Annotated in this window: 19 protein-coding genes and 1 pseudogene; 5 read left to right on the top strand and 15 right to left on the bottom strand. The window is 73.6% G+C overall.

The window, feature by feature from the left end; translation table 11 throughout:
• Window positions 1–88: 88 nt before the first annotated feature.
• Both IF45_RS0117665 and IF45_RS33360 read left to right on the top strand, forming a co-directional pair.
• Window positions 89–1,210, top strand: a complete 1,122-nt coding sequence (locus tag IF45_RS0117665; RefSeq protein WP_018470893.1) for a PQQ-dependent sugar dehydrogenase — start codon at window positions 89–91, stop codon at window positions 1,208–1,210.
• Between the two features lie 45 nt (window positions 1,211–1,255).
• Window positions 1,256–1,429 carry a DUF6191 domain-containing protein gene (locus tag IF45_RS33360; RefSeq protein ID WP_003951022.1) on the top strand — a complete coding sequence of 58 codons (174 nt, stop codon included), beginning with the start codon at window positions 1,256–1,258 and terminating at the stop codon, window positions 1,427–1,429.
• A 592-nt stretch (window positions 1,430–2,021) separates the two neighbouring features.
• Here the strand turns inward: IF45_RS33360 and IF45_RS0117655 are convergent.
• From IF45_RS0117655 to IF45_RS33355, 4 genes and pseudogenes are all read right to left on the bottom strand, one after another.
• Complete coding sequence (locus tag IF45_RS0117655; protein ID WP_030308293.1) at window positions 2,022–2,393, bottom strand: hypothetical protein; 372 nt, start codon at window positions 2,391–2,393, stop codon at window positions 2,022–2,024.
• 30 nt (window positions 2,394–2,423) lie between these two features.
• Window positions 2,424–3,247: pseudogene (locus tag IF45_RS31435) on the bottom strand (IS5 family transposase).
• A gap of 283 nt (window positions 3,248–3,530) precedes the next feature.
• Window positions 3,531–6,668: a helix-turn-helix transcriptional regulator gene (locus IF45_RS0117645; protein ID WP_030308292.1), complete on the bottom strand. Its 3,138-nt coding sequence runs from the start codon at window positions 6,666–6,668 to the stop codon at window positions 3,531–3,533.
• 71 nt (window positions 6,669–6,739) lie between these two features.
• Entirely contained in the window at window positions 6,740–6,913 is a 174-nt protein-coding gene (locus IF45_RS33355; protein ID WP_163008469.1) for a hypothetical protein, read from the bottom strand.
• Between the two features lie 267 nt (window positions 6,914–7,180).
• On the opposite strand from IF45_RS33355, the gene IF45_RS0117635 reads away from it, so the two are divergent.
• The gene (locus IF45_RS0117635) at window positions 7,181–7,492 is read left to right on the top strand and encodes a hypothetical protein (RefSeq protein ID WP_030308290.1); all 312 of its coding nucleotides are present in this window, start codon (window positions 7,181–7,183) and stop codon (window positions 7,490–7,492) included.
• A 69-nt stretch (window positions 7,493–7,561) separates the two neighbouring features.
• On the opposite strand, the gene IF45_RS0117630 is transcribed toward IF45_RS0117635, so the two are convergent.
• From IF45_RS0117630 to IF45_RS0117580, 11 genes are all read right to left on the bottom strand, one after another.
• Complete coding sequence (locus IF45_RS0117630) at window positions 7,562–8,188, bottom strand: hypothetical protein (RefSeq protein WP_008410682.1); 627 nt, start codon at window positions 8,186–8,188, stop codon at window positions 7,562–7,564.
• Between the two features lie 34 nt (window positions 8,189–8,222).
• Entirely contained in the window at window positions 8,223–10,457 is a 2,235-nt protein-coding gene (locus IF45_RS0117625; RefSeq protein ID WP_030308289.1) for an MMPL family transporter, read from the bottom strand.
• A gap of 297 nt (window positions 10,458–10,754) precedes the next feature.
• Entirely contained in the window at window positions 10,755–12,263 is a 1,509-nt protein-coding gene (gene gatB, locus IF45_RS0117620; protein WP_003951014.1) for an Asp-tRNA(Asn)/Glu-tRNA(Gln) amidotransferase subunit GatB, read from the bottom strand.
• A gap of 17 nt (window positions 12,264–12,280) precedes the next feature.
• On the bottom strand, window positions 12,281–12,520 hold the full coding sequence (locus IF45_RS0117615) for a hypothetical protein (RefSeq protein ID WP_008410677.1): 240 nt from the start codon (window positions 12,518–12,520) through the stop codon (window positions 12,281–12,283).
• Entirely contained in the window at window positions 12,517–14,013 is a 1,497-nt protein-coding gene (gene gatA / locus IF45_RS0117610; RefSeq protein ID WP_003951012.1) for an Asp-tRNA(Asn)/Glu-tRNA(Gln) amidotransferase subunit GatA, read from the bottom strand. The genes IF45_RS0117615 and gatA overlap by 4 nt, the downstream gene beginning before the upstream one ends.
• A 5-nt stretch (window positions 14,014–14,018) precedes the next feature.
• The gene (gene gatC / locus IF45_RS0117605; protein ID WP_003951011.1) at window positions 14,019–14,315 is read right to left on the bottom strand and encodes an Asp-tRNA(Asn)/Glu-tRNA(Gln) amidotransferase subunit GatC; all 297 of its coding nucleotides are present in this window, start codon (window positions 14,313–14,315) and stop codon (window positions 14,019–14,021) included.
• 301 nt (window positions 14,316–14,616) lie between these two features.
• Window positions 14,617–16,785: a putative bifunctional diguanylate cyclase/phosphodiesterase gene (locus IF45_RS0117600; RefSeq protein ID WP_037638188.1), complete on the bottom strand. Its 2,169-nt coding sequence runs from the start codon at window positions 16,783–16,785 to the stop codon at window positions 14,617–14,619.
• A gap of 227 nt (window positions 16,786–17,012) precedes the next feature.
• Window positions 17,013–19,199: an NAD-dependent DNA ligase LigA gene (gene ligA, locus IF45_RS0117595; RefSeq protein ID WP_018470884.1), complete on the bottom strand. Its 2,187-nt coding sequence runs from the start codon at window positions 19,197–19,199 to the stop codon at window positions 17,013–17,015.
• Window positions 19,200–19,219: 20 nt separating this feature from the next.
• The gene (locus tag IF45_RS0117590) at window positions 19,220–20,233 is read right to left on the bottom strand and encodes a methionine synthase (RefSeq protein ID WP_008410671.1); all 1,014 of its coding nucleotides are present in this window, start codon (window positions 20,231–20,233) and stop codon (window positions 19,220–19,222) included.
• An 81-nt stretch (window positions 20,234–20,314) separates the two neighbouring features.
• Window positions 20,315–21,013, bottom strand: coding sequence for an SDR family oxidoreductase (locus IF45_RS0117585; RefSeq protein WP_008410668.1), 699 nt, complete (start codon window positions 21,011–21,013; stop codon window positions 20,315–20,317).
• Window positions 21,014–21,038: 25 nt separating this feature from the next.
• Entirely contained in the window at window positions 21,039–21,587 is a 549-nt protein-coding gene (locus IF45_RS0117580; protein ID WP_003951005.1) for an LOG family protein, read from the bottom strand.
• 85 nt (window positions 21,588–21,672) lie between these two features.
• On the opposite strand from IF45_RS0117580, the gene IF45_RS0117575 reads away from it, so the two are divergent.
• Window positions 21,673–22,035, top strand: a complete 363-nt coding sequence (locus IF45_RS0117575; protein WP_008410664.1) for a DUF427 domain-containing protein — start codon at window positions 21,673–21,675, stop codon at window positions 22,033–22,035.
• A 55-nt stretch (window positions 22,036–22,090) separates the two neighbouring features.
• Entirely contained in the window at window positions 22,091–22,867 is a 777-nt protein-coding gene (locus IF45_RS0117570; protein ID WP_015507070.1) for an alpha/beta fold hydrolase, read from the top strand.
• Window positions 22,868–22,870 lie beyond the last annotated feature (3 nt).

Genomic DNA, 22,870 nt, shown 5'->3' with positions numbered 1-22,870 from the left:
CGACCTCCGCACACCCCCGCCCCGCCCGGCGCCGGCGAGGCCGTCCGGGCGCCGCCGCCCGCTGGGAGCGGTCACGGCGGCGGTGGCGATGGCGCTCCTGGGGGCGGGCTGCTCCTCGGGCCCCGCCGAGCCGGAGAGCGGGCCGTCCTCACCAGGTTCGGCGAGCCCGTCCGGTTCCGGATCGCCGTCGGCGGCCTCCGACGCGCCGCCCGACAAGGGCTCGGTGGAGGTGGTCCGCACCCTCGCGACCGGCCTGAAGTCGCCCTGGGGCCTGGCCCCGCTGCCCGACGGGAACCTCCTGGTGGCCTCCCGCGACGAGGGCGAGATCGTCCAGGTCGACGGCGACTCCGGCAAGACAAGCGAGGCCGGCCAGGTGCCCGGGGTCGACGCCGAGGGCGAGGGCGGCCTCCTCGGCCTGGCCCTCTCCCCCGACTTCGCCACGGACCAGCTGGTGTACGCCTACTTCACCACCGCCTCGGACAACCGCATCGCCAGCATGCGGTACGACGCGAAGAAGCCCGCCGGTGAACGGCTCTCCGCACCGAGCACGATCTTCAAGGGCATCCCCAAGGGCTTCACCCACAACGGCGGCCGGATCGCCTTCGGCCCCGACAAGATGCTCTACGTGGGCACCGGCGAGACGGGCGACAAGGGCCTGGCGCAGGACAAGGAGTCCCTGGGCGGCAAGATCCTTCGGATGACCCCGGAAGGCGAACCGGCCAAGGGAAACCCGGACCAGGACTCGGTCGTCTGGTCCTACGGCCACCGCAACGTCCAGGGCCTGGCCTGGGACGAGGACCGCCGGCTGTGGGCGTCGGAGTTCGGCCAGGACACCTGGGACGAGCTGAACCACATCGAGAAGGACGGCAACTACGGCTGGCCGGACGTGGAGGGCGAGGGCGACGGGGACGGCGACTTCCGCAACCCCGTGGAGCAGTGGCGCACCGCCGACGCCTCCCCGAGCGGCATCGCCGTCGCCGAGGGCTCGGTGTGGATGGCCGGCCTGCGCGGCGAACGGCTCTGGCGCATCCCGCTCTCCGGCGACAAGCCCTCGGCCAAGCCCCAGGCGTTCCTGGAGGGCGAGTACGGCCGCCTGCGCACCGTCGTCTCCGCGGGCGGCGACAAGCTGTGGGTGGTGACCAACGAGACAGACGGCAGGGGTTCCCCCGAGAAGGACGACGACCGGATTCTGGAGGTGCGGGTGCGCTGACCGTGGACCAGCCGCACCGGCGGCCCGCGCCATGGAGGTGGTCAGGTGTTCAACCTCATCGAGCAGCTCTTCGCTCCCGGAAGGCGCCACACCGAGGAGGAGAAGAAGCGCCTTGAACTGACCCGCGTCGACGCCGACGCGGCCGACCCGGGCAAGGGACCGATCGACCTTGCTTCGGGGCACGTGGTGATTCGGGTGCCTGGGCGGCGGGGGGAGTGAGGGGCGGAGGGCAGGAGGGGCGGGGGCGGATGGGCTGAGGGACTGAGAGGTGGGGTGGGGGCTGCGTTGGGTCGGGGCTGGGCTGGGTCGGCTAGGGCTGGGTCGGTCGGGGGCGGGGCTGGACCGCGGGCCGGGGCCGGTCAGGGCTGGAGCCGGGCCGGGCTGGCGCTGGGCCGGGCCGGGGCCGAAGCTAGGCCGGGCCGGGTCGAACTCGCGCCGACCAGGGCCCGGGCTGGACCAGGCCGGAACAAGGGCTGGGCGGAAGAGCCTGGGTGGCCGAAGAGGGCTCTGGGCTGACCCGGGCCTGGGCTGCGTCGGGCTGGGGCCGAGGGCTGCCCTGGAGTGGGGCTTGGGGGTGGGGAGGGGCGGGGGGGAGGCCCCCCAGGTAAGGGCAAGGCCCAGCCTCGCCAGTACGGACACGGGGCAGGCACCCGCCCGACCGGTACGGGCACGGGCCCGGCAGGCGCATCCCCGGTACAGCTACAAGCACCCGCTCCCCCAGCAGGCGCGCGGGTAGGACACGGGCAGGCATGTCCCACCGCTGCCACGAGCCCGTGCAGCTACACAACGGGCAAGCCCCCTAGGGCTTGTTTCAGGACTCGCTGACCTGGCTGGTTGGCCGTCCGGGGAAGTCACGGGCGGCCAACCAGATGGTGAGGTCGCGGGCGATGTCGTTGACGCTGGTCGCCGTGGTGACCTCGTGCTCGTTGCGGGTGGTGTCACGGCGGACGGTCTCGTAGCCGCCTTCGTCCAGGACGGCCACGGAAGCGAACCAGACGGGATCGTCCTCGTCGGGCTGGACGACGACGAAGGTGTTGTCGGAGTCGTTGAGGTCGCTGATCATCATGAACAGCGCGTCCTCGGAGGGGTCGTCGATGCGGTCGCCGTTCTCGCTGTCGGCGCCGTAGTACTGAGCCGCCACCGTTGTCTTCCCCTCGCTGTCGACCCGGGTCGCGGTCAGCATGGCACGTGGAGCCGACAGCCAGGGGCCCGCTCAGAGCCATTCGCCGATCTCGGCGATCAGGACCGTGGCCTCGAAGCGGACGGCGAGTTTGTCGAACCGGGGCGCGACCGCCCGGTCGCGCTTGAGCCGGTCGATCCCGCACTCGACCGCGTGCAGAGCCTTGTAGTCCTCCCGGCCGGAGACCGAAGGCCGCCCTCCGGCCTTCCCCCGCCGCTTGCGGTGGGCGATCTGGTCAGCAGGCTCCGGAATCGCGCACCGGATGTCGCGCTTTCGCAGATCGGCCCGGTTGGCGCTGGAGGAGTACGCCGTGTCACCCCGCACCCGCAGCGGCCGGACACGGGCACGGCCCGGCCCGGTGCGGGGCACCCGGATGCCTTCCAGAACGGCGACGAACTGAGGGCTGTCACCACGCTGACCAGCAGAGACAGCCGCCGCTGACCTTGCTCGCCGGCCAAGTGGATCTTGGTGGTGAAGCCTCCACAGGACCGGCCCAGTCCGTGGTCGTCCCGCTCGGCGCGGGACCCGCCCGGCGGTTCCTTCTGAGCCTGCCCGTCGCGACGGGCGCCCGCGGCGTGCTGATGAGCCCCGCAGAGCGTGGAGTCGACGTTGACCTCCCACGTGATCAGCCCGGCCACATCCGCCCGAGCCTGCAGCCGAGCCAGCAGTCCGGGCCAGATGCCGTCACGCTGCCAGCGGCGGAAGAGTCCGTAGACCGTCTGCCACGGCCCCTACTCCAACGGTAGATCCCGCCCCGGAGCACCGGTCCGCACTCGCCACCGGATCCCGTCGATCAACTTCCGCCGGCCCGACGACGGCCGCCCCAGCACCGTGACCGGCAACAACGGCTCCAGCACAGCCCACTGCCCGTCAGAAAGATCCCTCGCCCCACACCGAGATCATCGCGATGCGGGACGAGGCACCGAGCCAACTTTCAGAACACGGCCCGGGTACCCCCTGGCACAGGCACAGCGACGAGTTCACAGGGCTACGAGCAAGCCCGCCCCCAGTCCGTCCGGGCAAGCACTCCCCCAGCAGCCCGCAGGTACAGACATGTACAAGCGCCTCAGCCGCAACTTGCACCGGCAGGCATCAGCACCGGCACAGCCGAACTCCCCACCGCACCCCACCCCGTCAGCATCAAGCCCCCACCCCGACCCCCTTCTCTCGACCCCCGTCGCCCCCGCTCCCACCCGCCCCACTCCCCACCAACCGCAGCCGGTGTGCCACAGCCGCGGCCTCCCCCCGGCTGGAGACTTCCAGCTTGGCCAGGATGTGGGAGACGTGGACGCTGGCGGTTTTCGGGGAGATGAAGAGTTCCTCGGCGATGTGGCGGTTGGTGCGGCCGGCCACGAGGAGGCTCAGGACCTCGCGTTCGCGGCGGGTGAGGCCGAGGGCCTCGGCGGGGTCGGTGGGGGTGTCCGGCCGGGGTGTCGCGGCCGGGCGGGTGCTGAGGGAGAGGCGGGCGCGGCGGGCGAGGAGGTCGATGGAGTCGGCGAGGGGGCGGGCGCCGAGGCGGCGGGCGGTGGCGCGGGCGGTGCGGAGGAGTTCGGCGGCCTGGGTCCGGCCGGGGCCGGGCCGGGTGCCGGAGTCGGCGAGGAGTGCCTCGGCGTACCGGAGGGCGACGCGGGCGAGGTCCCAGGGGCGTTCGAGGGGCAGGAAGCGCTGGTGGACGTCGGCCCAGTCCTCGACGGTGTCCTGTCCCTCGCCGCGCCGGAGTTCGGCCCGGACCCAGGCGGCCTGGGCCTCGCAGACCGGTACGAAGGTGACGAGGTTCTTGGCGAGGTGGCGGACGAGGGCGATGTGGTCGGCGCGGCCTTCCTCGGCGCCGGGCAGGCCGCGGGCGTCGGACTCGGTGGTGGCCGCGGCGACCAGCAGGGGCCAGGCGTAGCGCTGGGTGCCGGGTGGGAAGCCGGTTTCGGCGGCGGCGCGGAGTTCGGCGCGGGCGTCGTGGACGCGGCCTTCGGCGGCGGCGATGGAGAGGCGGGTGGTGGCCAGCGGCAGGGCGTGCTGGGGCATGGCCCCGTGGCTGCCGACGCGGGAGCGGGCGACGGCGTCCTGCCGGACGGCGGTGTCGAGGTCGCCGCGGGCGAGGGCGATGACGGTGCGGCTGTGGGCGGCCATACCGGCGGGCTTGGCCTGTCCGGTGAGTCCGGCGGCGGCGTCGGCGCTGCGCAGGGCCTCGTCCCAGCGGCCGAGGGAGATCAGCGATTCGGCGTGGTTGGCGTGGAGGAAGGTGGCGGTGAAGAGGAGGCCGTACCGGTCGCTCTCCTTGAGGCCCCGCTCGATGAGGGCGGCCGCCTCGGCGGAGCGGCCGATGCCTTCCAGGTGGGAGGGGAGGTTGACGTAGCAGCGGCCGATCTGGTGGGGGCGTTCGCGGCGCAGGGCGTCGGCGAGGACTTCGCGGAGTTCGGCGAGGCCGGTGTCGATGTCGCCGGAGTCGATGCGCAGCCCGGCGAGGGTGCCGCGGGCGGCGAGTTCGACGTCGTCGTCGGCGCCGACCATGCGGGCGTACTGGACGGCGCGTTCGGCGGCGGCGTACGCCTCGGGGCCCGGGCGGTGGAGCATCCACCAGGAGGCGACGCAGGAGAGGACCTCGGCGTGCATCTCGGAGGGCGGCAGGCCGCGGACGAGTTCCTGGGCGGTGTGGAGTTCCTGCCAGCCGTCGCCGCGGCCGACGCTCTCGGCGACGCGGGAGCGCTGCACCCAGAACCAGGCGGCGAAGAGGGGTTCGTCCCAGCTCTCGCCGGTGCTCCTCGTCTCGCCGAGCATCCGGACGGCCTTCTTGGCGATCTTGTAGGCGCGTTCACGCTGGCCGCAGAGGCGTCCGGCGACGGCGGCGTCGGCCATCAGGTGGAGGTAGCGCAGCGGCGCGCCGGGGCCTTCGCCGGTGCCGGGTCCCCGGCGGGCGGTCAGGTGGGGGTAGACCTCGGCGTGGTCGGCGCTGCGCAGGGCGCCGCGTATCTCCTCGGGGACGCCGTCCCAGAGTTCCATGGCGCGTTCCAGGAGGGTGAACTGCTCGGCGTAGGCGTGCCGGTGGCGGGCCTCGGCGGCGGCGCGGAGGACGGCGGGGAGGGCTTTGGCGGCGTCGTGGGCGCGGTACCAGTATCCGGCGAGCCGGGTGGCGTAGGCGTCGGGGGCGACGAGGGTGGGGTCGGCGGCCAGTGCTTCGGCGAACTGGCGGCCGATGCGGGTGCGTTCGCCGGGCAGCAGGTCGTCGGTGACGGCTTCGCGGACGAGGGCGTGGCGGAAGCGGTAGCCGTCGCCGTCCTCGCTGGGCAGCAGGATGTGGGCGCCGACGGCGGCCCTGAGCGCGTCGAGCAGGTCGGTCTCGGGGAGCCGGGCGACGGCGGCGAGCAGGGCGTACTCGGTGGTGGGCCCGGCTTCGGCGGCGAGCCGGACGAGGTGCTGGCTGCGTTCGGGGAGGGCTTCGACGCGGACGAGGAGGAGGTCGCGCAGGGAGTCGGTGAGCCCGGCGTGGCAGCCGGAGCGGGCGGCGACGGTGAGTTCCTCGACGAAGAAGGCGTTGCCCTCGGAGCGGGCGAAGACCTCGTCGACGGTGGAGTCGTCGGGTTCGGCGGCGAGGATTCCGGCGAGCTGGCCGGCGACCTCGGCGCGGTTGAAGCGGGGCAGTTCGAGGCGCTGGACGGTGCGCAGCCGGTCGAGTTCGGCGAGGAGGGGCCGGAGCGGGTGGCGCCGGTGGATGTCGTCGGCGCGGTAGCTGGCGAGGACGAGGAGGCGGCCGGTGCGCAGGGTGCGGAAGAGGTAGGCGATGAGGCGGCGGGTGGAGGCGTCGGCCCAGTGCAGGTCCTCGACGACGAGGACGACGGGGCGGGCGGCGGCGAGGTGTTCGAGGAGACGGGCGGTCAGGTCGAAGAGGCGGGCGGTGCCTTCCTCGCCGGAGCGGGCGAGGGCGGCTTCGCCGAGGTCGGGCAGGAGCCGGGCGAGTTCGCCCTCCTGCCCGGCGGCGCCGGCGGCGAACTCCTCGGGGAGCAGGCGGCGCAGGGTGCGCAGCACGGCGGCGAACGGGGCGAAGGGCAGTCCTTCGGTGCCGCTCTCCACGCAGGCGCCGAGGGTGACGAGGGCCCCGTCTCCGGTGGCTTCGGCGGTGAACTCCTCCAGGAGCCGGGTCTTGCCGACGCCGGCCTCGCCGCCGATCAGCAGGGCCCGGGGTTCTCCTGTCCGTACCTCCGTCAACGCCCGGCGGAGGGTGTCGAGTTCTGTGGCGCGTCCGACGAAGACAGGGCTGACCGACTTGTGTTCCACGCCGGTGAGCATCGCATACGCCTCCCCCACCGGGGTGGCCCGGCGGGGAGGCGGTGCGGGCCGCGCGGCCCGGTGCGAGGTGTTCACGCGGCGGAGGCGCGCGGCGGCCGGACCTCGCGGTCCTTCCTGTCCTGGCCCGTCCTGCGGGCCGGGCGCCCGGTGGCGGGCGGCTGCTCGGCGCGGCGGGCGAGCCGGTCGTGTGCGGCCTCCTCGATGAGTTCGGCGGAGCGGAGCCGGTAGAGCGCGTAGTCGAACATGAGGTCCCCCGGGTGTGTGGTGCGAGGCCGCCGGGTTCTTCCCCGGCGGTGTTCCCGACTCTCCTCGCGCAGGGTGACCGTCCGCATCGGGAGGATGACCGATCCCGGGGGCGGGGGGGCCTTAGACCGCGGGCGGCGTGGACTTAGGGCGTGCCTCAGGCCGTGCGGACCGGAGCCCACAGGTGCTCCCGCGCGTAAGGCGGTCCCTCTCACACGTCCGGAGCAGCCCACCCGCCGCCCCGGGGGCGTACGTCGCAGAGTGGAGCCATGTCGCGCCTTCCCGCCGCCTGTCTCCACACCCACCTCTTCCGGGGCGCCCGCTTCCTGGTGGACGGGCTCGCCGATCCGTCCGGGTACGCGCGGGCGCCTCGTCCGCTGGAGCTGGCGCTGCGTTTCTCGGACGACGCCCCGGCCGACGCGGAGGTGCTGGTCTCCCCCGAGTCCGGCGAGACGGTCCTGGCGGTCGGCGCGTACACGACGGAGGCGGGTACGTCCCTGTCGTCGAGGACGTGGCTGGTCCGCGGGGTGGAGGCGCGGGACGCGGGGGTCGAGCTGACGATCGGCGTACGGGTCGGCTGAGGCGGCCGGGACGCACGACCGCCCCGCCCCGCGGGCGGCGGGACGGGGCGGCTGGGGCGGGTGCGGGGTTCAGCCCGCCGAGGGCACGCCGAGGAGGAGCCCGGTGTACTTGGAGAGGGCCAGCAGGAGGCCGACGAGGCCGACGGCGACGCCCGCCCAGGCGGCCGAGCGGACCCAGACGGGGCCGGTGCGCGCGGGCCAGTAGGCGACGCGGAGCACCACGCCGATGCCGACGAGCAGGCCGACGGCGGCGAAGGCGCCGCCGACGAGGGCCGCGGCCTCCCAGGAGTCGCCGTAGATGGCCTGGACCTGGTCGGCGACGCCGGCGCCCTGGGAGGTCTCCAGCTGGCCGATGAGGGAGGCGCGGGCGGAGGCGATGGTGCCGAGCCAGCCGCCGGTCAGCGAGACGACGCCGAGGACGACGGAGACGATGGCGGCGGCTCCGGCGGCGATCCCGGTGGGGGCTGCCGTGGCGGTGTCCTCGGTCGCCGCCTCGTCGTCGGCGTCGAGGTCGTCGGCGTCGTGGGCGTCGTGGACGGCCTCGACGCCGTCCGTCTCCGCCGCCGCGGGCGCCCCCTTGCCCGCCGGGTCCTTCTCCTCGCCGGGGGTCTTCCCGGGCGTGGTCCCGTCGGTGTCCTGCTGCTCGTCCTCCGCTCCGGTCGCCGGGCGCTTGCCGTCAGCCGTCTTGGTATCCATGGGGGCACCGTACGGATGGAGTCTGAGAGTCCGCTTAACGAAGCGCGGCGGAGCGGGCGGGGTCCTCGTCCGGGGCGCGCGGTACGGGTACCTCCGCCGGGTGGGCGGCCCGCTGCTCGGGCGGCCCCTCGATGCTGATGCGGGGCAGTACGCGGTCCAGCCAGCCGGGTAGCCACCAGTTGGCGCGGCCCAGCAGGTGCATGAGGGCGGGGACCAGCAGCGTACGGAGGACGAAGGCGTCCAGGGCGACGGCGACGGCCAGGGCGATGCCGAACATGGCGATGAGCCGGTCGCCGCTGAGCACGAAGGCGAGGAAGACGGAGATCATGATGACGGCGGCCGAGTTGATGACCCGGCCGGTCTCGGCGAGCCCGACGCGTACGGCGCGGGTGTTGTCACCGGTGGCGACCCATTCCTCGTGCATGCGGCTGACCAGGAAGACCTGGTAGTCCATGGAGAGCCCGAAGAGGACCGAGACCATGATCACGGGGAGGAAGGGCTCGATCGGCCCGGAGCTGCCGAGGCCGAGGAGTTCGCTCCCCCAGCCCCACTGGAAGATCGCCACGACCACGCCGAAGGCGCCGGCGACGGCCATCACGTTCATCAGCGCGGCCTTGAGCGGGATGCCGACCGAGCGGAAGGCGAGCAGCAGCAGGGCGAAGCCGAGGCCGATGACGACGCCGATGAAGAGGGGCAGCTTGCCGACGATCAGTTCGGCGAAGTCGTCGTAGGCGGCGGTCATCCCGCCGACCTTGAGGTCGAGCCCGGTGCCCGCCTCGGCGCGCGGCAGGACGTCGGCGCGCAGCCGGTCGACCAGCGCGCTGGTCTGCTCGGACTGCGGGGAGGAGGTGGGGACGACGGTGAGCAGGGCGGTGTCGGAGGCGTCGTTGAAGACGACGGGGGTGACACCGGCGACGCCCTCGGTCTGCCTGAGGGTCTGCTCCAGGCCGTCGAGGGCGAGCCGGTCCGGGGCGCCGCCGACCTCGGTGACGAGGGTGAGGGGGCCGTTGACGCCGGGCCCGAACTCGTCGGCGAGCAGGTCGTACGCCTGGCGGGTGGTGCTGGAGGCCGGGTTGTTGCCCTGGTCGGAGGTGCCGAGGTGGAGGGTGAGCATGGGCAGCGCGAGGACGGCCATGACGGCGGTGGCGAGGACGCCGAGGAGCTTGGGGTGCCGCTCGACGAAGCGGGACCAGCGCGCGGCGAACCCGGTGGGCAGCTCCGGCAGCGGCCCCTCCGCGGCGAGCCGGCGCCGCTCGCGGCGGCTGAGGGCACGCGGTCCGATGTACGCGAGGAGCGCGGGGAGCAGGGTGAGGGAGGCGGCGACCGTCAGCAGCACGGTGAGGGAGGCGGCGATGGCGACGCCGTTGAGGAACTCCAGCCGCAGGATGAGCATGCCGAGCAGGGCGATGCAGACGGTGGCGCCGGCGAAGACGACGGCCCGGCCGGTGGTGGCGACGGCGCGGGCGGCGGCCGCGTCCACGGTGAGGCCCTGTTTCAGTCCGGTGCGGTGCCGGGTCACGATGAACAGGGCGTAGTCGATGCCGACGCCGAGGCCGATGAGCATGCCGAGCATGGGGGCGAAGTCGGCGACGGTCATGACGTGGCCGAGCAGCACGATCCCGGCGTAGCCGATGCCGACGCTGACCAGGGCGGTGGCGATGGGCAGCAGGGAGGCGGCGAGGGAGCCGAAGGCGAGGAAGAGGACGACGGCGGCGACGGCCACGCCGATGAGTTCGGCGGTGTGCAGCGCGGGCGCCTCGGTGAGGGCGACGGCGGAGCCGCCCACCTCGACCTGGAGCCCGTCGCCGTCGGCTCCGTGCGCGGCGTCCACCACGGCCTGGGCCTGGGCGGGGCTGATGTCGCTGGTCTGCCCGGCGAAGGTGACGGTGGCGTAGGCGGTGCGGCCGTCCTCGCTGATGCCGCCGCCGGGCCCGGTGCCCGCCTCGGCGTACGGCCCGGCGACGGAGGCGACGCCGGGCAGGTCCGCGATGCGGTCCAGGGCGTGGGTCATGGTCTGCTCGACGTCGGCGGCGCGCACGGAGCTGTCGGGGGCGTGCCAGACGACGGTGTCGCTGTCGCCCGCGAGGCCGGGGAAGCCCCGTTCGATGAGGGCGGTGGCCTCGCCGGACTCGGTGCCGCCGGCCGCGTAGTCGTTGGTGTACGCCGATCCGGCCAGCCCCGCGGCGGTGCCGGCACCACCGAGGACGAGCAGCCAGAGCAGGACGGCCAGGAGGCGGTGGTGCATGCACCAGCGGGCGAGTGCGGCCACGGACGTGCTCCCTCGGGGGGTCGTGCTTCACCGGGGAGCCGTCGGGCAGGGGGATGCCCGCATGGGTACGGCCCGCGAGAAAGCGTGAGCAGTGATGTCACTCTGGCAGGCGGGAAAGATCCTTTGACCCTTTCGTGCGCTTCGTCACAGCCCTTTCGGGGCCCGGTGACGGGCCGTTCCGGCCGCCGCACGCTCCGCACCATCCGCCTCCGGGCCGGGCGCGTCGCCGAGAACGCGCCGAGGGGCGCCCGTACCTGGTCGGTACGGGCGCCCCTCGGGCGTGGCACTGCGGCGGCGTCAGCCCTCGACGCCGAGCTGCGCGAGGATCAGCTCCTTCACGCGGGCGGCGTCGGCCTGGCCGCGCGTCGCCTTCATGACGGCGCCGACCAGGGCGCCGGCGGCGGCGACCTTGCCGCCGCGGATCTTGTCCGCGATGGCCGGGTTGCCGGCGATGGCCTCCTCGACGGCGGTGGTGAGCGCGCCCTCGTCGGAGACGACCTTCAGGCCGCGCTTCTCCACCACGGTGTCGGGGTCGCCCTCGCCCGCGAGGACGCCCTCGATGACCTGGCGGGCCAGCTTGTCGTTGAGGTCGCCGCCCTTGACCAGCTCGGCGACCCGCGCGACCTGCGCCGGGGTGATCGGCAGCCCCTCCAGGGGACGGCCGGTCTCGTTGGCGTTGCGGGCCAGCTCGCCCATCCACCACTTGCGCGCGGCGGCCGCGTCGGCGCCCGCCTCGATGGTGGCGACGATCGGGCCGATCGCCCCGGCGTTGAGGATCGACTGCATGTCGTGCTCGGAGACGCCCCACTCCTCGCGGAGCCGGTTGCGGCGCACGCGGGGCAGTTCGGGCAGGGTGGAGCGCAGTTCCTCGACCCACTCGCGCGGCGGGGCGACCGGCACCAGGTCCGGCTCGGGGAAGTAGCGGTAGTCCTCGGCGTTGTCCTTGATGCGGCCGGCCGTGGTGGAGCCGTCCTCCTCATGGAAGTGCCGGGTCTCCTGGACGATGGTGCCGCCGGAGGAGAGGACGGCCGCGTGCCGCTGGATCTCGAACCGGGCGGCGCGCTCGACGGAGCGGAGCGAGTTGACGTTCTTCGTCTCCGAGCGCGTGCCGAACTCCTGCCGGCCCTTGGGGCGCAGCGAGAGGTTGACGTCGCACCGCATCTGGCCCATCTCCATGCGGGCCTCGGAGACGCCGAGCGCCTTGATCAGCTCGCGCAGCTCGGCGACGTACGCCTTGGCGACCTCGGGGGCCCGCTCGCCCGCGCCCTCGATGGGCTTGGTGACGATCTCGATGAGCGGGATGCCCGCGCGGTTGTAGTCGAGCAGGGAGTGGGACGCGCCGTGGATGCGGCCGGTGGCGCCGCCGACGTGGGTCGACTTGCCGGTGTCCTCCTCCATGTGGGCGCGCTCGATCTCCACCCGGAAGACCTCGCCGTCCTCCAGCTGCACGTCGAGGTAGCCGTCGAAGGCGATGGGCTCGTCGTACTGGGAGGTCTGGAAGTTCTTCGGCATGTCCGGATAGAAGTAGTTCTTCCGGGCGAACCGGCACCATTCGGCGATCTCGCAGTGGAGCGCCAGGCCGATCTTGACGGCCGACTCCACGCCGACGGCGTTGACGACCGGCAGGGAGCCGGGCAGGCCGAGGCAGGTGGGGCAGGTCTGCGAGTTGGCGTCCGCGCCCAGCTCCGTGGAGCAGCCGCAGAACATCTTGGTCTTGGTGCCGAGCTCGACATGGACCTCCAGGCCCATGACGGGGTCGTACGCCGCGAGCGCGTCGTCGTACGGCACCAGGTCAGTGACAGTCACGGTGAAACTTTTCCCTCTCAGCCCAGCAGGACGTCGTCGTCGCCGAGGCGCTTGAGCTCACGCACGAGCAGGGCGACGCCGGTGACGATCCCGGCCGCGGTCGCGACCGCGTCGACCAGGCTCAGCGTGTCGTGATCGTGGCGGGCGGCCTTCATCTGCTTGTAGACGCTCAGGGCGCCGAAGGCGGTGGTGCCGATGGACAGGTACGTACCGGTCTTGGACTTCTTGAAGCCCTTGGCCTTGGACAGTGCACTCACAGGGACGGAGCCTCCTCCAGCAGCGGATGACCCCACTGTTCCACGAAGGCGGCCTCGACGGCTGCCCCGACCTTGTACAGCCGGTCGTCCTTCATGGCGGGGGCGATGATCTGGAGCCCCACCGGAAGGCCGTCCTCCGGGGCGAGGCCGCAGGGCAGCGACATCGCGGCGTTGCCGGCCAGGTTGGTGGGGATGGTGCAGAGGTCGGCGAGGTACATCGCCATGGGGTCGTCGGCCCGCTCCCCGATGGGGAAGGCGGTCGTCGGGGTGGTCGGCGAGACGATCACGTCGACCTCCTCGAAGGCCCGCTCGAAGTCGCGCGTGATGAGCGTGCGGACCTTCTGCGCGGAGCCGTAGTACGCGTCGTAGTAGCCGGAGCTGAGCGCGTACGTGCCGAGGATGACGCGGCGCTTGACCTCGTCGCCGAAGCCCTCCTCACGGGTGATGGCGGTGACCTCTTCGGCCGAACGCGTCCCGTCGTCGCCGACGCGCAGCCCGTAGCGCATCGCGTCGAACCGGGCGAGGTTCGAGGAGCACTCGGAGGGCGCGATCAGGTAGTACGCGGAGAGCGCCAGGTCGAAGGAGGGGCAGTCCAGCTCGACGACGGTCGCGCCGAGCTTGCGGAGCAGCTCCACGGACTCGTCGAAGCGCTGCACGACGCCGGCCTGGTAGCCCTCGCCGCGGAACTGCTTGACGACGCCTACGCGCATGCCCGCGACCGAGCCGTTCCGGGCCGCCTCGACGACCGGCGGGACCGGGGCGTCGATGGAGGTGGAGTCGAGCGGGTCGTGCCCGGCGATGGCCTCGTGCAGCAGCGCGGCGTCGAGCACGGTCCGGGCGCAGGGCCCGCCCTGGTCGAGGGAGCTGGAGAAGGCGACCATGCCGTAGCGGGAGACGCCGCCGTAGGTCGGCTTGACGCCGACGGTGCCGGTGACGGCGGCGGGCTGGCGGATGGAGCCGCCGGTGTCCGTGCCGATGGCCAGCGGCGCCTCGAAGGCGGCGAGCGCGGCGGAGGAGCCGCCGCCGGAGCCGCCGGGGATGCGGGTGAGGTCCCAGGGGTTGCCGGTGGGGCCGTAGGCGCTGTTCTCGGTGGAGGACCCCATGGCGAACTCGTCCATGTTGGTCTTGCCGAGGATCACCACGTCGGCGTCCTTGAGCCGCTTGGTGACGGTGGCGTCGTACGGCGGGATCCAGCCTTCGAGGATCTTCGAGCCGACCGTGGTCGGGATGCCCTCGGTGGTGAAGATGTCCTTCAGTGCCAGCGGGACACCGGCGAGCGGGCCGAGCTTCTCGCCGGCCGCGCGCTTGGCGTCGACGGCGCGCGCCTGGGCGAGGGCACCCTCGCGGTCGACGTGCAGGAAGGCGTGGACCTTCTCGTCGACGGCCTCGATCCGGGCCAGGTGGGCCTCGGTGACCTCGACGGCGGTGAGTTCGCCGGAGGCGATCTTCGCGGCGGTCTCGGCCGCGGTGAGCTTGATGATGCTGTCCGACATGGCGGTCAGTCCTCCCCGAGGATCTGCGGCACCTTGAAACGCTGCTGCTCCTGGGCGGGCGCGCCGGAGAGCGCCTGCTCCGGGGTGAGCGACGGACGGACCTCGTCCGCGCGCATGACGTTCGTCATCGGCAGCGGGTGGGAGGTCGGCGGTACGTCTTGTCCGGCGACTTCCGAGACGCGGGCGACCGCGCCGAGAATGTCGTCGAGCTGTCCGGCGAAGTGTTCGAGCTCTTCGGCCTTCAGCTCCAGACGCGCCAGCCGAGCGAGGTGAGCGACCTCCTCGCGCGTGATGCCAGGCATGCGGCGATCCTCAGGGTGAGAGTGGCGGATGTGCGACCCCAATCCTATGGGGCCGCACCACCCCCCGACGAAACGCTCCCACGATCCCCCACTCAGGCGACCCCCCAGCCCCCGAAACCCCCCACCAGATCCCGCCAGATCCCACCCGGCCGACCCCAGCCAGACCAACCCCAGCCCGGCCAACCCCAGCCCGGCCAACTCCAGCCCGGCCAACTCCAGCCCGGCCGGCGCTTGAGGCCCTCGATGACCCGCGCGGGCAGGCGGCCCGCACCCCACTCCCGGCGCCCGGGAGGGGCGAACGTTACTGCGGGGGCCCGGACCGAACGGCCCGCCCGGCCTCCGCCGCCTCGGCGGCGATCTCCGCCGGCCGCCGCCACCCCCGGGCCCCCCGGGCCCGCAACCAGGCCGTCGTCTCCCCTGCGGGCATCGCGGCAGCGACCAGCCACCCCTGCACCGCATCGCACCCCAGGTCGCGCAGCCGCTCCCAGGTCTCGTCGTCCTCGACGCCCTCGGCGACGACGAGCAGCCCCAGCGAGTGGGCGAGGTCGACGGTGCACCGCACGATCTCCGCGTCCTCGGTGTCGACGGCGAGCCGGGCGACGAAGCTGCGGTCGATCTTCAGCTCGCTGACCGGCAGCCGCCGCAGGTGGACGAGGGAGGAGTAGCCGGTGCCGAAGTCGTCCAGGGACATCTTCACGCCGTGCCCGGTCAGCCCGGCGAGGGTGTCGGCGGCCCGCTGTGGGTCCTCCAGCAGGACGTGCTCCGTTATCTCCAGCTGGAGCGCCCCGGCCGGTACGCCGTGCCGGGCGAGCCGGGCCGCGACGGCGCCCGCGAAGCCGGGGCTGTGGACGTCGCGCGGGGAGACGTTGACCGCCACCGGCACGTTGAGCCCCTGGGCGCGCCAGCGGGCGACCTGGCCGAGCGCGGTCTCCAGGACGTACTCGGTGAGGTGCGGCATCAGCCCGGAGGACTCGGCGATGGCGATGAACTCGTCCGGGGGGACGCGGCCGCGCTCCGGGTGGACCCAGCGCACCAGCGCCTCCAGCCCGGCGACGTGGCCGTCGAAGCGGACCTTGGGCTGGTAGTGCAGCTCGACCTCGCCGGCGTCCAGCGCCCGGCGCAGGTCGCCGAGGAGGCCGAGGCGGTCGGGGGTGTTGGAGTCCCGCTTGGACTCGTAGACCTCGACGCCGGTGCGGTCCCGCTTGGCCTGGTACATCGCGACGTCGGCCCGGCGCAGCAGCCCTTCGGCGTCCTGGGCGTGGTCCGGGTAGACGGCGACCCCGGCGCTGGCCTCCAGGACGAGGGTGAGGCCGTCCAGGTCGAGCGGGGAGCCGAGTTCGGAGACGAGGCGGCGGGCGACGCGCTGGGCGGCGGTGGTGGAGGCGGCGACGGGCAGCAGGACGGCGAACTCGTCGCCGCCGAGCCGGGCCGCCTCGGCGCCGCGCGGCAGTGCGGGGCGCAGCCGTTCCGCTATCTGCAGCAGGAGCCGGTCGCCGGCGAGGTGGCCGAGGGTGTCGTTGACCGAGCGGAACCGGTCGAGGTCGATGAGGAGCAGCGCGGAGCGGGTCCCGGCCTGTTCGGCCTCGTCGAGGGCGGTCCAGATCCGCTCCAGCAGCCACTGGCGGTTGGGCAGGCCGGTGAGCGGGTCGCGGAGCTGTTCCTCGGCGCGGGCGCGGGCGATCCAGAGGGTGGAGTCGAGGGCGATCAGCGGGATGGAGAAGAGCGGCAGCAGCACCGGCAGGGCGACGGCGACCACGCAGATCAGCGGGGCGATGCCGAGCAGGGCGACGCCCACGAGGCTCTGCCGGATCACCGCGGTGCGGGTGACGGTGGGCAGGGTGCCCGGGTTCGGGGTGTGGACCAGCCAGAGCAGCAGGCGGGTCATCAGCAGGTATCCGGCGGCGGCGAAGAGGACGCCGGCGCCGGTGGCCAGGGTCCAGCTGCGCGGGTCCCAGGGTGTCTCGACGCTGGGGGTGACGCCGGTGAGGGTCAGCAGCAGGGCGGCGGCGGCGATGCCGAGGATGTCGACGGCGCCGTGCAGCAGGCCCTGGCGCCAGCGGTGCCTGCGGGCGACGCCGACGAGGACGACGACGGTGATGCTGACCAGCCCGGCCGGGACCCAGCCGTAGAGCAGCAGGACGGCGAGGGTCAGGGCGGCGCCGGAGCCGGTCCCGCCCCACCAGCGGTCGCGGCCGAGGGCGACGAGGTGGCCGACGACGATGCCGGTGAGAACGGCGAGCGCCCACCCGGCGGCGCCCGCCGGGAAGAGGGCGTGGCCGGTGGCGACGGCGCGGCCGATGCCGGTGGCGAGGAGGACGGCGGCGAGCGCGATGACGGCGATCGGGAGCAGCGGCGTGACGCCCTCGGCGCGGCCGGGGCCGTACGGGGCCCGACGCGGGCCGGTGCGCGCGGCAATGGTGCGGCGCAGACGCGGCCATGAGGCCGGTGCGGCGCTCTCGGTCGGTTCCATTCCGTCCCTCTCCCGGCCGACACGTGCCGCGGGTGCGGGGCCGACGGCCTTGACTGTCACCGCCCGGGTGCCCGGCCGGCCCCGTGAGCCGGCCGGGCACCGCGAGGCGCGTCCCCCAACAGTAGGCCGCTCAGGGCCTTCACGGGCACCGGTCGGGGACGGTTGCCCGAATGAGACCTGGCCACCCCGATGCATCTGGTATGCGCCGAACGGGTGGCTCGCGGAGGTCACTCGGGAAGCGGAAGTGCCACTTCACGTGCGGCGTCGGGGCCTTGTCCGAGGAGGACGGCGAAGCCCGCCTCGTCCAGGACGGGCACCTTGGCCTGCATGGCCTTGTCGTACTTGGAGCCGGGGTTGTCGCCGACGACCACGAACGAAGTCTTCTTCGAGACAGAACCTGTCACTTTGGCGCCCTGGTTCTGGAGGGCTTCCTTGGCGTTGTCCCGGGTGTGGTGTTCGAGGGTGCCGGTGACGACGACGGTGAGGCCCTCCAGCGGGCGGGGGCCCTCGTCCTCGCCGGTGGACTCCTCCTCCATCCGGACGCCGGCCTCGCGCCACTTGCGGACGATCTCGCGGTGCCACTCCTCGGCGAACCAGCTCTTGAGGGAGGCGGCGATGGTCGGGCCGACGCCTTCGGTCTGCGCCAGCTCCTCCTCGGTGGCGGCCTCGATCCGCTCGATGGAGCGGAACTCGCGGGCCAGCGCCTGGGCGGCGACCGGGCCGACGTGGCGGATGGAGAGGCCGGTGAGGACGCGGGCGAGGGGGCGCTGCTTGGCCGCCTCGATGTGGTCGAGCATGGCGAGGGTGTTCTTCTTCGCCTCGCCCTGCTTGTTGGCGAAGAAGGTGACGATCTTCTCCTCGCCGGTCTTCGGGTCGCGCTTGGGCAGGCCGCTGTCCGGGTCGAGGACGTAGGAGCGGATGGGCAGGAGCTGGTCGACGGTGAGGTCGAAGAGGTCGCCCTCGTCGCGCAGCGGGGGCTCGGAGGGCTCCAGGGGCTGGGTGAGGGCGGTGGCGGCGACGTAGCCGAAGTTCTCGATGTCGAGGCACTTGCGGCCCGCGAGGTAGTAGATCCGCTCCCGCAACTGGGCGGGGCAGGAGCGGGCGTTGGGGCAGCGGAGGTCGATGTCGCCCTCCTTCATCGGCTTCAGCGGGGTGCCGCACTCGGGGCACTCGGCCGGCATGGTGAAGGGGCGCTCGGTGCCGTCGCGGAGGTCGGCGACGGGGCCGAGGATCTCCGGGATGACGTCGCCGGCCTTGCGCAGGACGACGGTGTCGCCGATGAGGACGCCCTTGGCGCGGACCACGTCCTGGTTGTGCAGGGTGGCGAACTCGACCTCGGAGCCGGCCACGGTGACCGGCTCGACCTGGGCGTACGGGGTGACACGGCCGGTGCGGCCGACGCCGACGCGGATGTCGATGAGGCGGCTGTTGACCTCCTCGGGCGGGTACTTCCAGGCGATGGCCCAGCGGGGGGCGCGGGAGGTGGAGCCGAGGCGGCCCTGGAGGGGGACCTCGTCGAGCTTGACGACGACGCCGTCGATCTCGTGCTCGACGGAGTGCCGGTGGTCGCCGTAGTACGTGATGAACGCGCGGACGCCGTCGAGTCCTTCGACCACCTTGTTGTGGCGGGCGGTGGGCAGGCCCCAGGAGCGCAGCAGGTCGTAGGCGTGGGAGAGGCAGTCGATGGTGAAGCCCTCGCGGGCGCCGATGCCGTGGACGACCATGTGCAGCGGGCGGGTGGCGGTGACCCGGGGGTCCTTCTGGCGCAGGGAGCCGGCGGCGGCGTTGCGCGGGTTGGCGAAGGGCTTCTCGCCGGCTTCGACGAGGCGGGCGTTGAGCTTCTCGAACTCCTCCATCGGGAAGAAGACCTCGCCGCGGATCTCCACCAGGGCGGGGAGGTCGTCGCCGTGCAGCCGCTCGGGGATGTCCGAGATGGTGCGGACGTTGGGGGTGATGTCCTCGCCGACGCGGCCGTCGCCGCGGGTGGCGGCGCGGGTGAGGCGGCCGTGCTCGTAGGTGAGGTTGACGGCGAGGCCGTCGACCTTCAGCTCGCACAGGAAGTGGTAGCCGGGGGCGCCGACCTCCTTGGCGACGCGCTCGGCCCAGGCGGCGAGTTCCTCGTCGTCGAAGGCGTTGTCGAGGGAGAGCATCCGCTCGCGGTGCTGGACGGAGGTGAACTCGGTCTCGTACTGCCCGGCGACCTTCTGGGTGGGCGAGTCGGGGGTGCGCAGCGGCGGGTACTGCTCCTCCAGTTCGGTGAGGGCGCGCAGCTGCCGGTCGAACTCGGCGTCGCTGACGACGGGCTGGTCGTTGACGTAGTAGCGGAAGCGGTGCTCCTCGACCTGTTCGGCGAGGTGCTTGTGGCGCTCCCGCGCGTCCGCGGGAACGTCTGCGTTCTGCTGTTCGCCGGCCACTGTCCTGTCCTCCCGTTTCGTCACTCCGGGTTGTCCGCGAGTGAGTTCGCCGCCCGGACGCAGTGGGCGAGGGCCGCGCGGGCGTAGCCGGGCGAGGCGCCGGCCAGACCGCACGACGGGGTGATCGCCACCGCTTCGGGGAGCAGCCCGGGATTCAGCCCCAGCCTGCGCCACCACGTCCTGACCCCCATGACGCTACCGGCCGGGTCCGACAATGCGGTGTCGGTGCCGGGCACGACACCGGCGAGCAGCCGGAAGCCCGCCTCGACGCCCTCACCGAGCGCCTCGTCGTCACCCTCGGTGAGCAGGGAGAAATCGAACGAGGCGCCCGCGAATCCGGCGCGGCGCAGCAGGGCGAAGGGGACGGACGGGGCACAGCTGTGCGCGAGGACGGGCCCGTCGTGGACGGCGGCGACCTCGCGCAGGGCGGACTCCACGACCTGCCGGTCGACGGCGCGGTAGGTGCGGTAGCCGCTGGCGGTACGGACGGTTCCGGTGAGGACGGCGGTGAGGGAGGGCTCGTCGAGCTGGAGGACGAGGCGGGCGCCGGGGACGCGGCGGCGGACCTCGGCGAGGTGGCCGCGGAGCCCTTCGGCGAGGGAGGCGGCGAGGTCGCGGCAGGCCCCGGCGTCCCCGAGGAAGGCTTCGCCGCCGCGGGTCTGGAGGGCGGCGGCGAGCGTCCAGACGCCGGTGACCTGGAGCTTGAGCGGGCCTTCGTACCCCTGGGTGTACTCCTCCAGGGCGTCGAGGTCCTCGCGGAGCCAGGAGACGGCGCGGCGCATGTCGCGGCCGGGCCGGTCGGCGATCCGCCAGCCGCTGGGCTCCAGCTGGGCGTGGAGGTCGGCCAGGAGTCCGGCGGTGCGGCCGGTCATGTCGGCGCCGGGGCCGCGGGCGGGCAGTTCGGGGAGGTACGGCATGCCCTCGCCGCCCGCGAAGGTGCCGGTCACGGTCCTGGCCGCCTCGCGGGCGTCGCCGCCGGGCATCGAGCCGATGCCGGTGGCGCGCAGGGTGGGGAAGTCGTCGGTGTCGCTCACGCCGGACAGGCTACGGGCCCCGGGGCGGCGCCGGCCCCGGCAGGGCGGGGTGCGGCGCCGGGCCGTCCCGGCGGGGTCGGGTCAGCCGCCCGGGCGGATGCTGACGTCGTTGATGACGGCGTCGGCGGGCAGGTCGAGCGCGGTGAGCAGGGTGGTGGCCACCGACTCGGGGCTGATCCAGCGGTCGGGGTCGTACTCCTTGCCCTCCTGCTGGTGGATCTTCTGCTGCATGGCGCTGGCGGTGCGGCCCGGGTAGACGGAGGTGACGCGGACGCCGTGCTCCTGCTCCTCCTGGCGCAGGGCGTCGGCGAGGGCCTTGAGGCCGTGCTTGGCGGCGGCGTAGGCGGCCCAGCCGCCGTTGGCGTTGAGGCCGGCGCCGGAGTTGACGAAGACGACGTGGCCGTGGGTGAGGCGCAGCTGCGGCAGGAAGTGGCGGGTCAGTTCGGCGGGGGCGAGGAGGTTGACGTCGATCTGGTGGCGCCAGGTCTTGGGGGTGAGTTCGCCGACGGTGCCGAGGTCGACGACGCCCGCGATGTGCAGCAGCGAGTCGATGCGGTCGGGGAGGGTCTGGTGGGAGAGGGCCCAGGAGATCCGGTCGGGGTCGGCGAGGTCGGCGACGAGGGTCTCGGCGCCGGGGTGGGCGGCGGCCAGTTCGCGGGCGCGGCCGGCGTCGCGGGCGACGAGGACGAGGTGGTCGCCGCGCTCGTGGAGGCGGCGGGCGACGGCGGCGCCGATGCCGGAACCGGCGCCGGTGATCACATGAGTAGCCATGGCCCGCATGATCCCACCGGGCGCCGTACCGCTCCTACTGGACCCCCGCGCTCTCCTCCAGGTGGGCGAGGGCGCCGACGGGCTCCTCGGCGAAGAGGACCAGTTCGGTCAGGGGCAGCGGCAGGAACCCCTCGTCCTCCATCCGCTGGAACTGCTCGCGCAGGCCGTCGTAGAAGCCCGCGGTGTTGAGCAGGACGACGGGCTTGGTGTGCATGCCGTGCTTCTTGAGTTCGAGGATCTCGGTGGCCTCGTCGAGGGTGCCGGTGCCGCCCACCATGATGACGACGGCGTCGGCGCGGGCGAGGAGCTGCGCCTTCCGCTCGGCCAGGTCGGCGGTGATGATCATCTCGCCGGACTCGGCGGGGACCGGGCGCGCGGAGGCGGCGAGGAATTCCACCGAGACGCCGAGGAGCTTGCCGCCGGACTGCTCGACGCCGTCCGCCACGACCTTCATGAGTCCCTTGTCGGAGCCGCCCCACACCAGGGTGTGGCCGCCCTTGCCGAGGAGTTCGGCGAACTCGCGGGCGGGCCGGGTGTAGCGCTCGGGCAGGTCGGCGGCGGACAGGAAGACGCATATGTTCATGCCCGCAACTTACCGCCCGTCCGCCGCGGCGCAGAAGCCGCGTACCGGACAGGGGTTGTCGGCGGGCGGGAGTACGGTCGACCCCATGACTCAGGGACACGGAGACGACACGGCACGCGGTCACCGCATCACCGTCGAGCAGGCCCCGGTGCACGTGCGGGTGGTGCGGGACGGGCAGGTGGTGGCGGAGAGCCGCCGCCCGCTGCTGCTGCGCGAGACGGGGCTGCCCGTCCGGTACTACCTGCCGCCCGAGGACGTCCGCACCGACCTGCTCACGCCTTCGGAGACGCACACGGTCTGCCCCTTCAAGGGCACGGCCTCGTACTGGTCGCTGCCGGGCGAGCCGGATCTGGTGTGGGCCTATCCGGAGCCGATCGAGGCGGTCGCGGAGATCAGGGACCACTTCTGCTTCTACGAGACGGAGGTGGTGGCGGAGCCCGCCGGGTGACCTGACGGGTGCGGCCCGGGTGGTGGGCGGCGGGTCTTCGGGCGAGGCTGCCGGTATGGACACGGTGGTTTCCCGGGACGGCACGCCGATCGCCTACGGGACACGGGGCAGCGGCCCGGCGCTGGTGCTGGTCGGCGGGGCGATGACGGCCGGGGAGCACGCGGCGCCGCTGGCCGGGCTGCTCGCCGACAGCTTCACGGTGGTGACCTACGACCGGCGCGGGCGCGGCCGCAGCGGCGACACACGGCCGTACGCGGTCGGCCGCGAGGTGGAGGACCTGGCCGAGGTGATCCGCGCGGTGGGCGGCCCTGCCGCGCTCTACGGGGTCTCCTCGGGGGCGGCGCTGGCGCTGCACGCGGCGTCGGCGGGGACGGCGGTGAGCCGGGTGGCGCTGTACGAGCCGCCGTTCACCGTCGGCGAGGCGGACCCCTCGCGGCGGGAGGCGTACCGCTCGCGGCTGGTGGCGCTGCTGGCGGCGGACGACCGGGGCGGGGCGGTGGAGCTGTTCATGACCCGCATCGGGCTGCCGCCGGAGATGATCGCGGGGGCCCGCCGGTCCCCCGCCTGGCCCGGTCTGGAGGCGGTGGCACCGACCCTCGCCTACGACGACGAGCTGCTGGGCGACGGCGCGCCGCCGCTGGACCGGCTCGCCCTGGTGCCGGTTCCGGCGCTGGTGATGGCCGGTTCGGCGAGCCCGCCCGCGATGACCGAGGCGGCCCGGACGGTGGCCGAGGCCCTGCCGGAGGGCAGGTACCGCGAGCTGGGCGGGCAGACCCACGACGTGGCGCCCGAGGCGGTGGCGGCGGCCCTGCGGGAGTTCCTGCTGCCCTGAGCC

The organism is Streptomyces albidoflavus, assembly GCF_000719955.1.
Taxonomy (GTDB): Bacteria; Actinomycetota; Actinomycetes; order Streptomycetales; family Streptomycetaceae; genus Streptomyces; species Streptomyces albidoflavus.
This window is presented reverse-complemented; position numbering and strand designations above follow the sequence as displayed.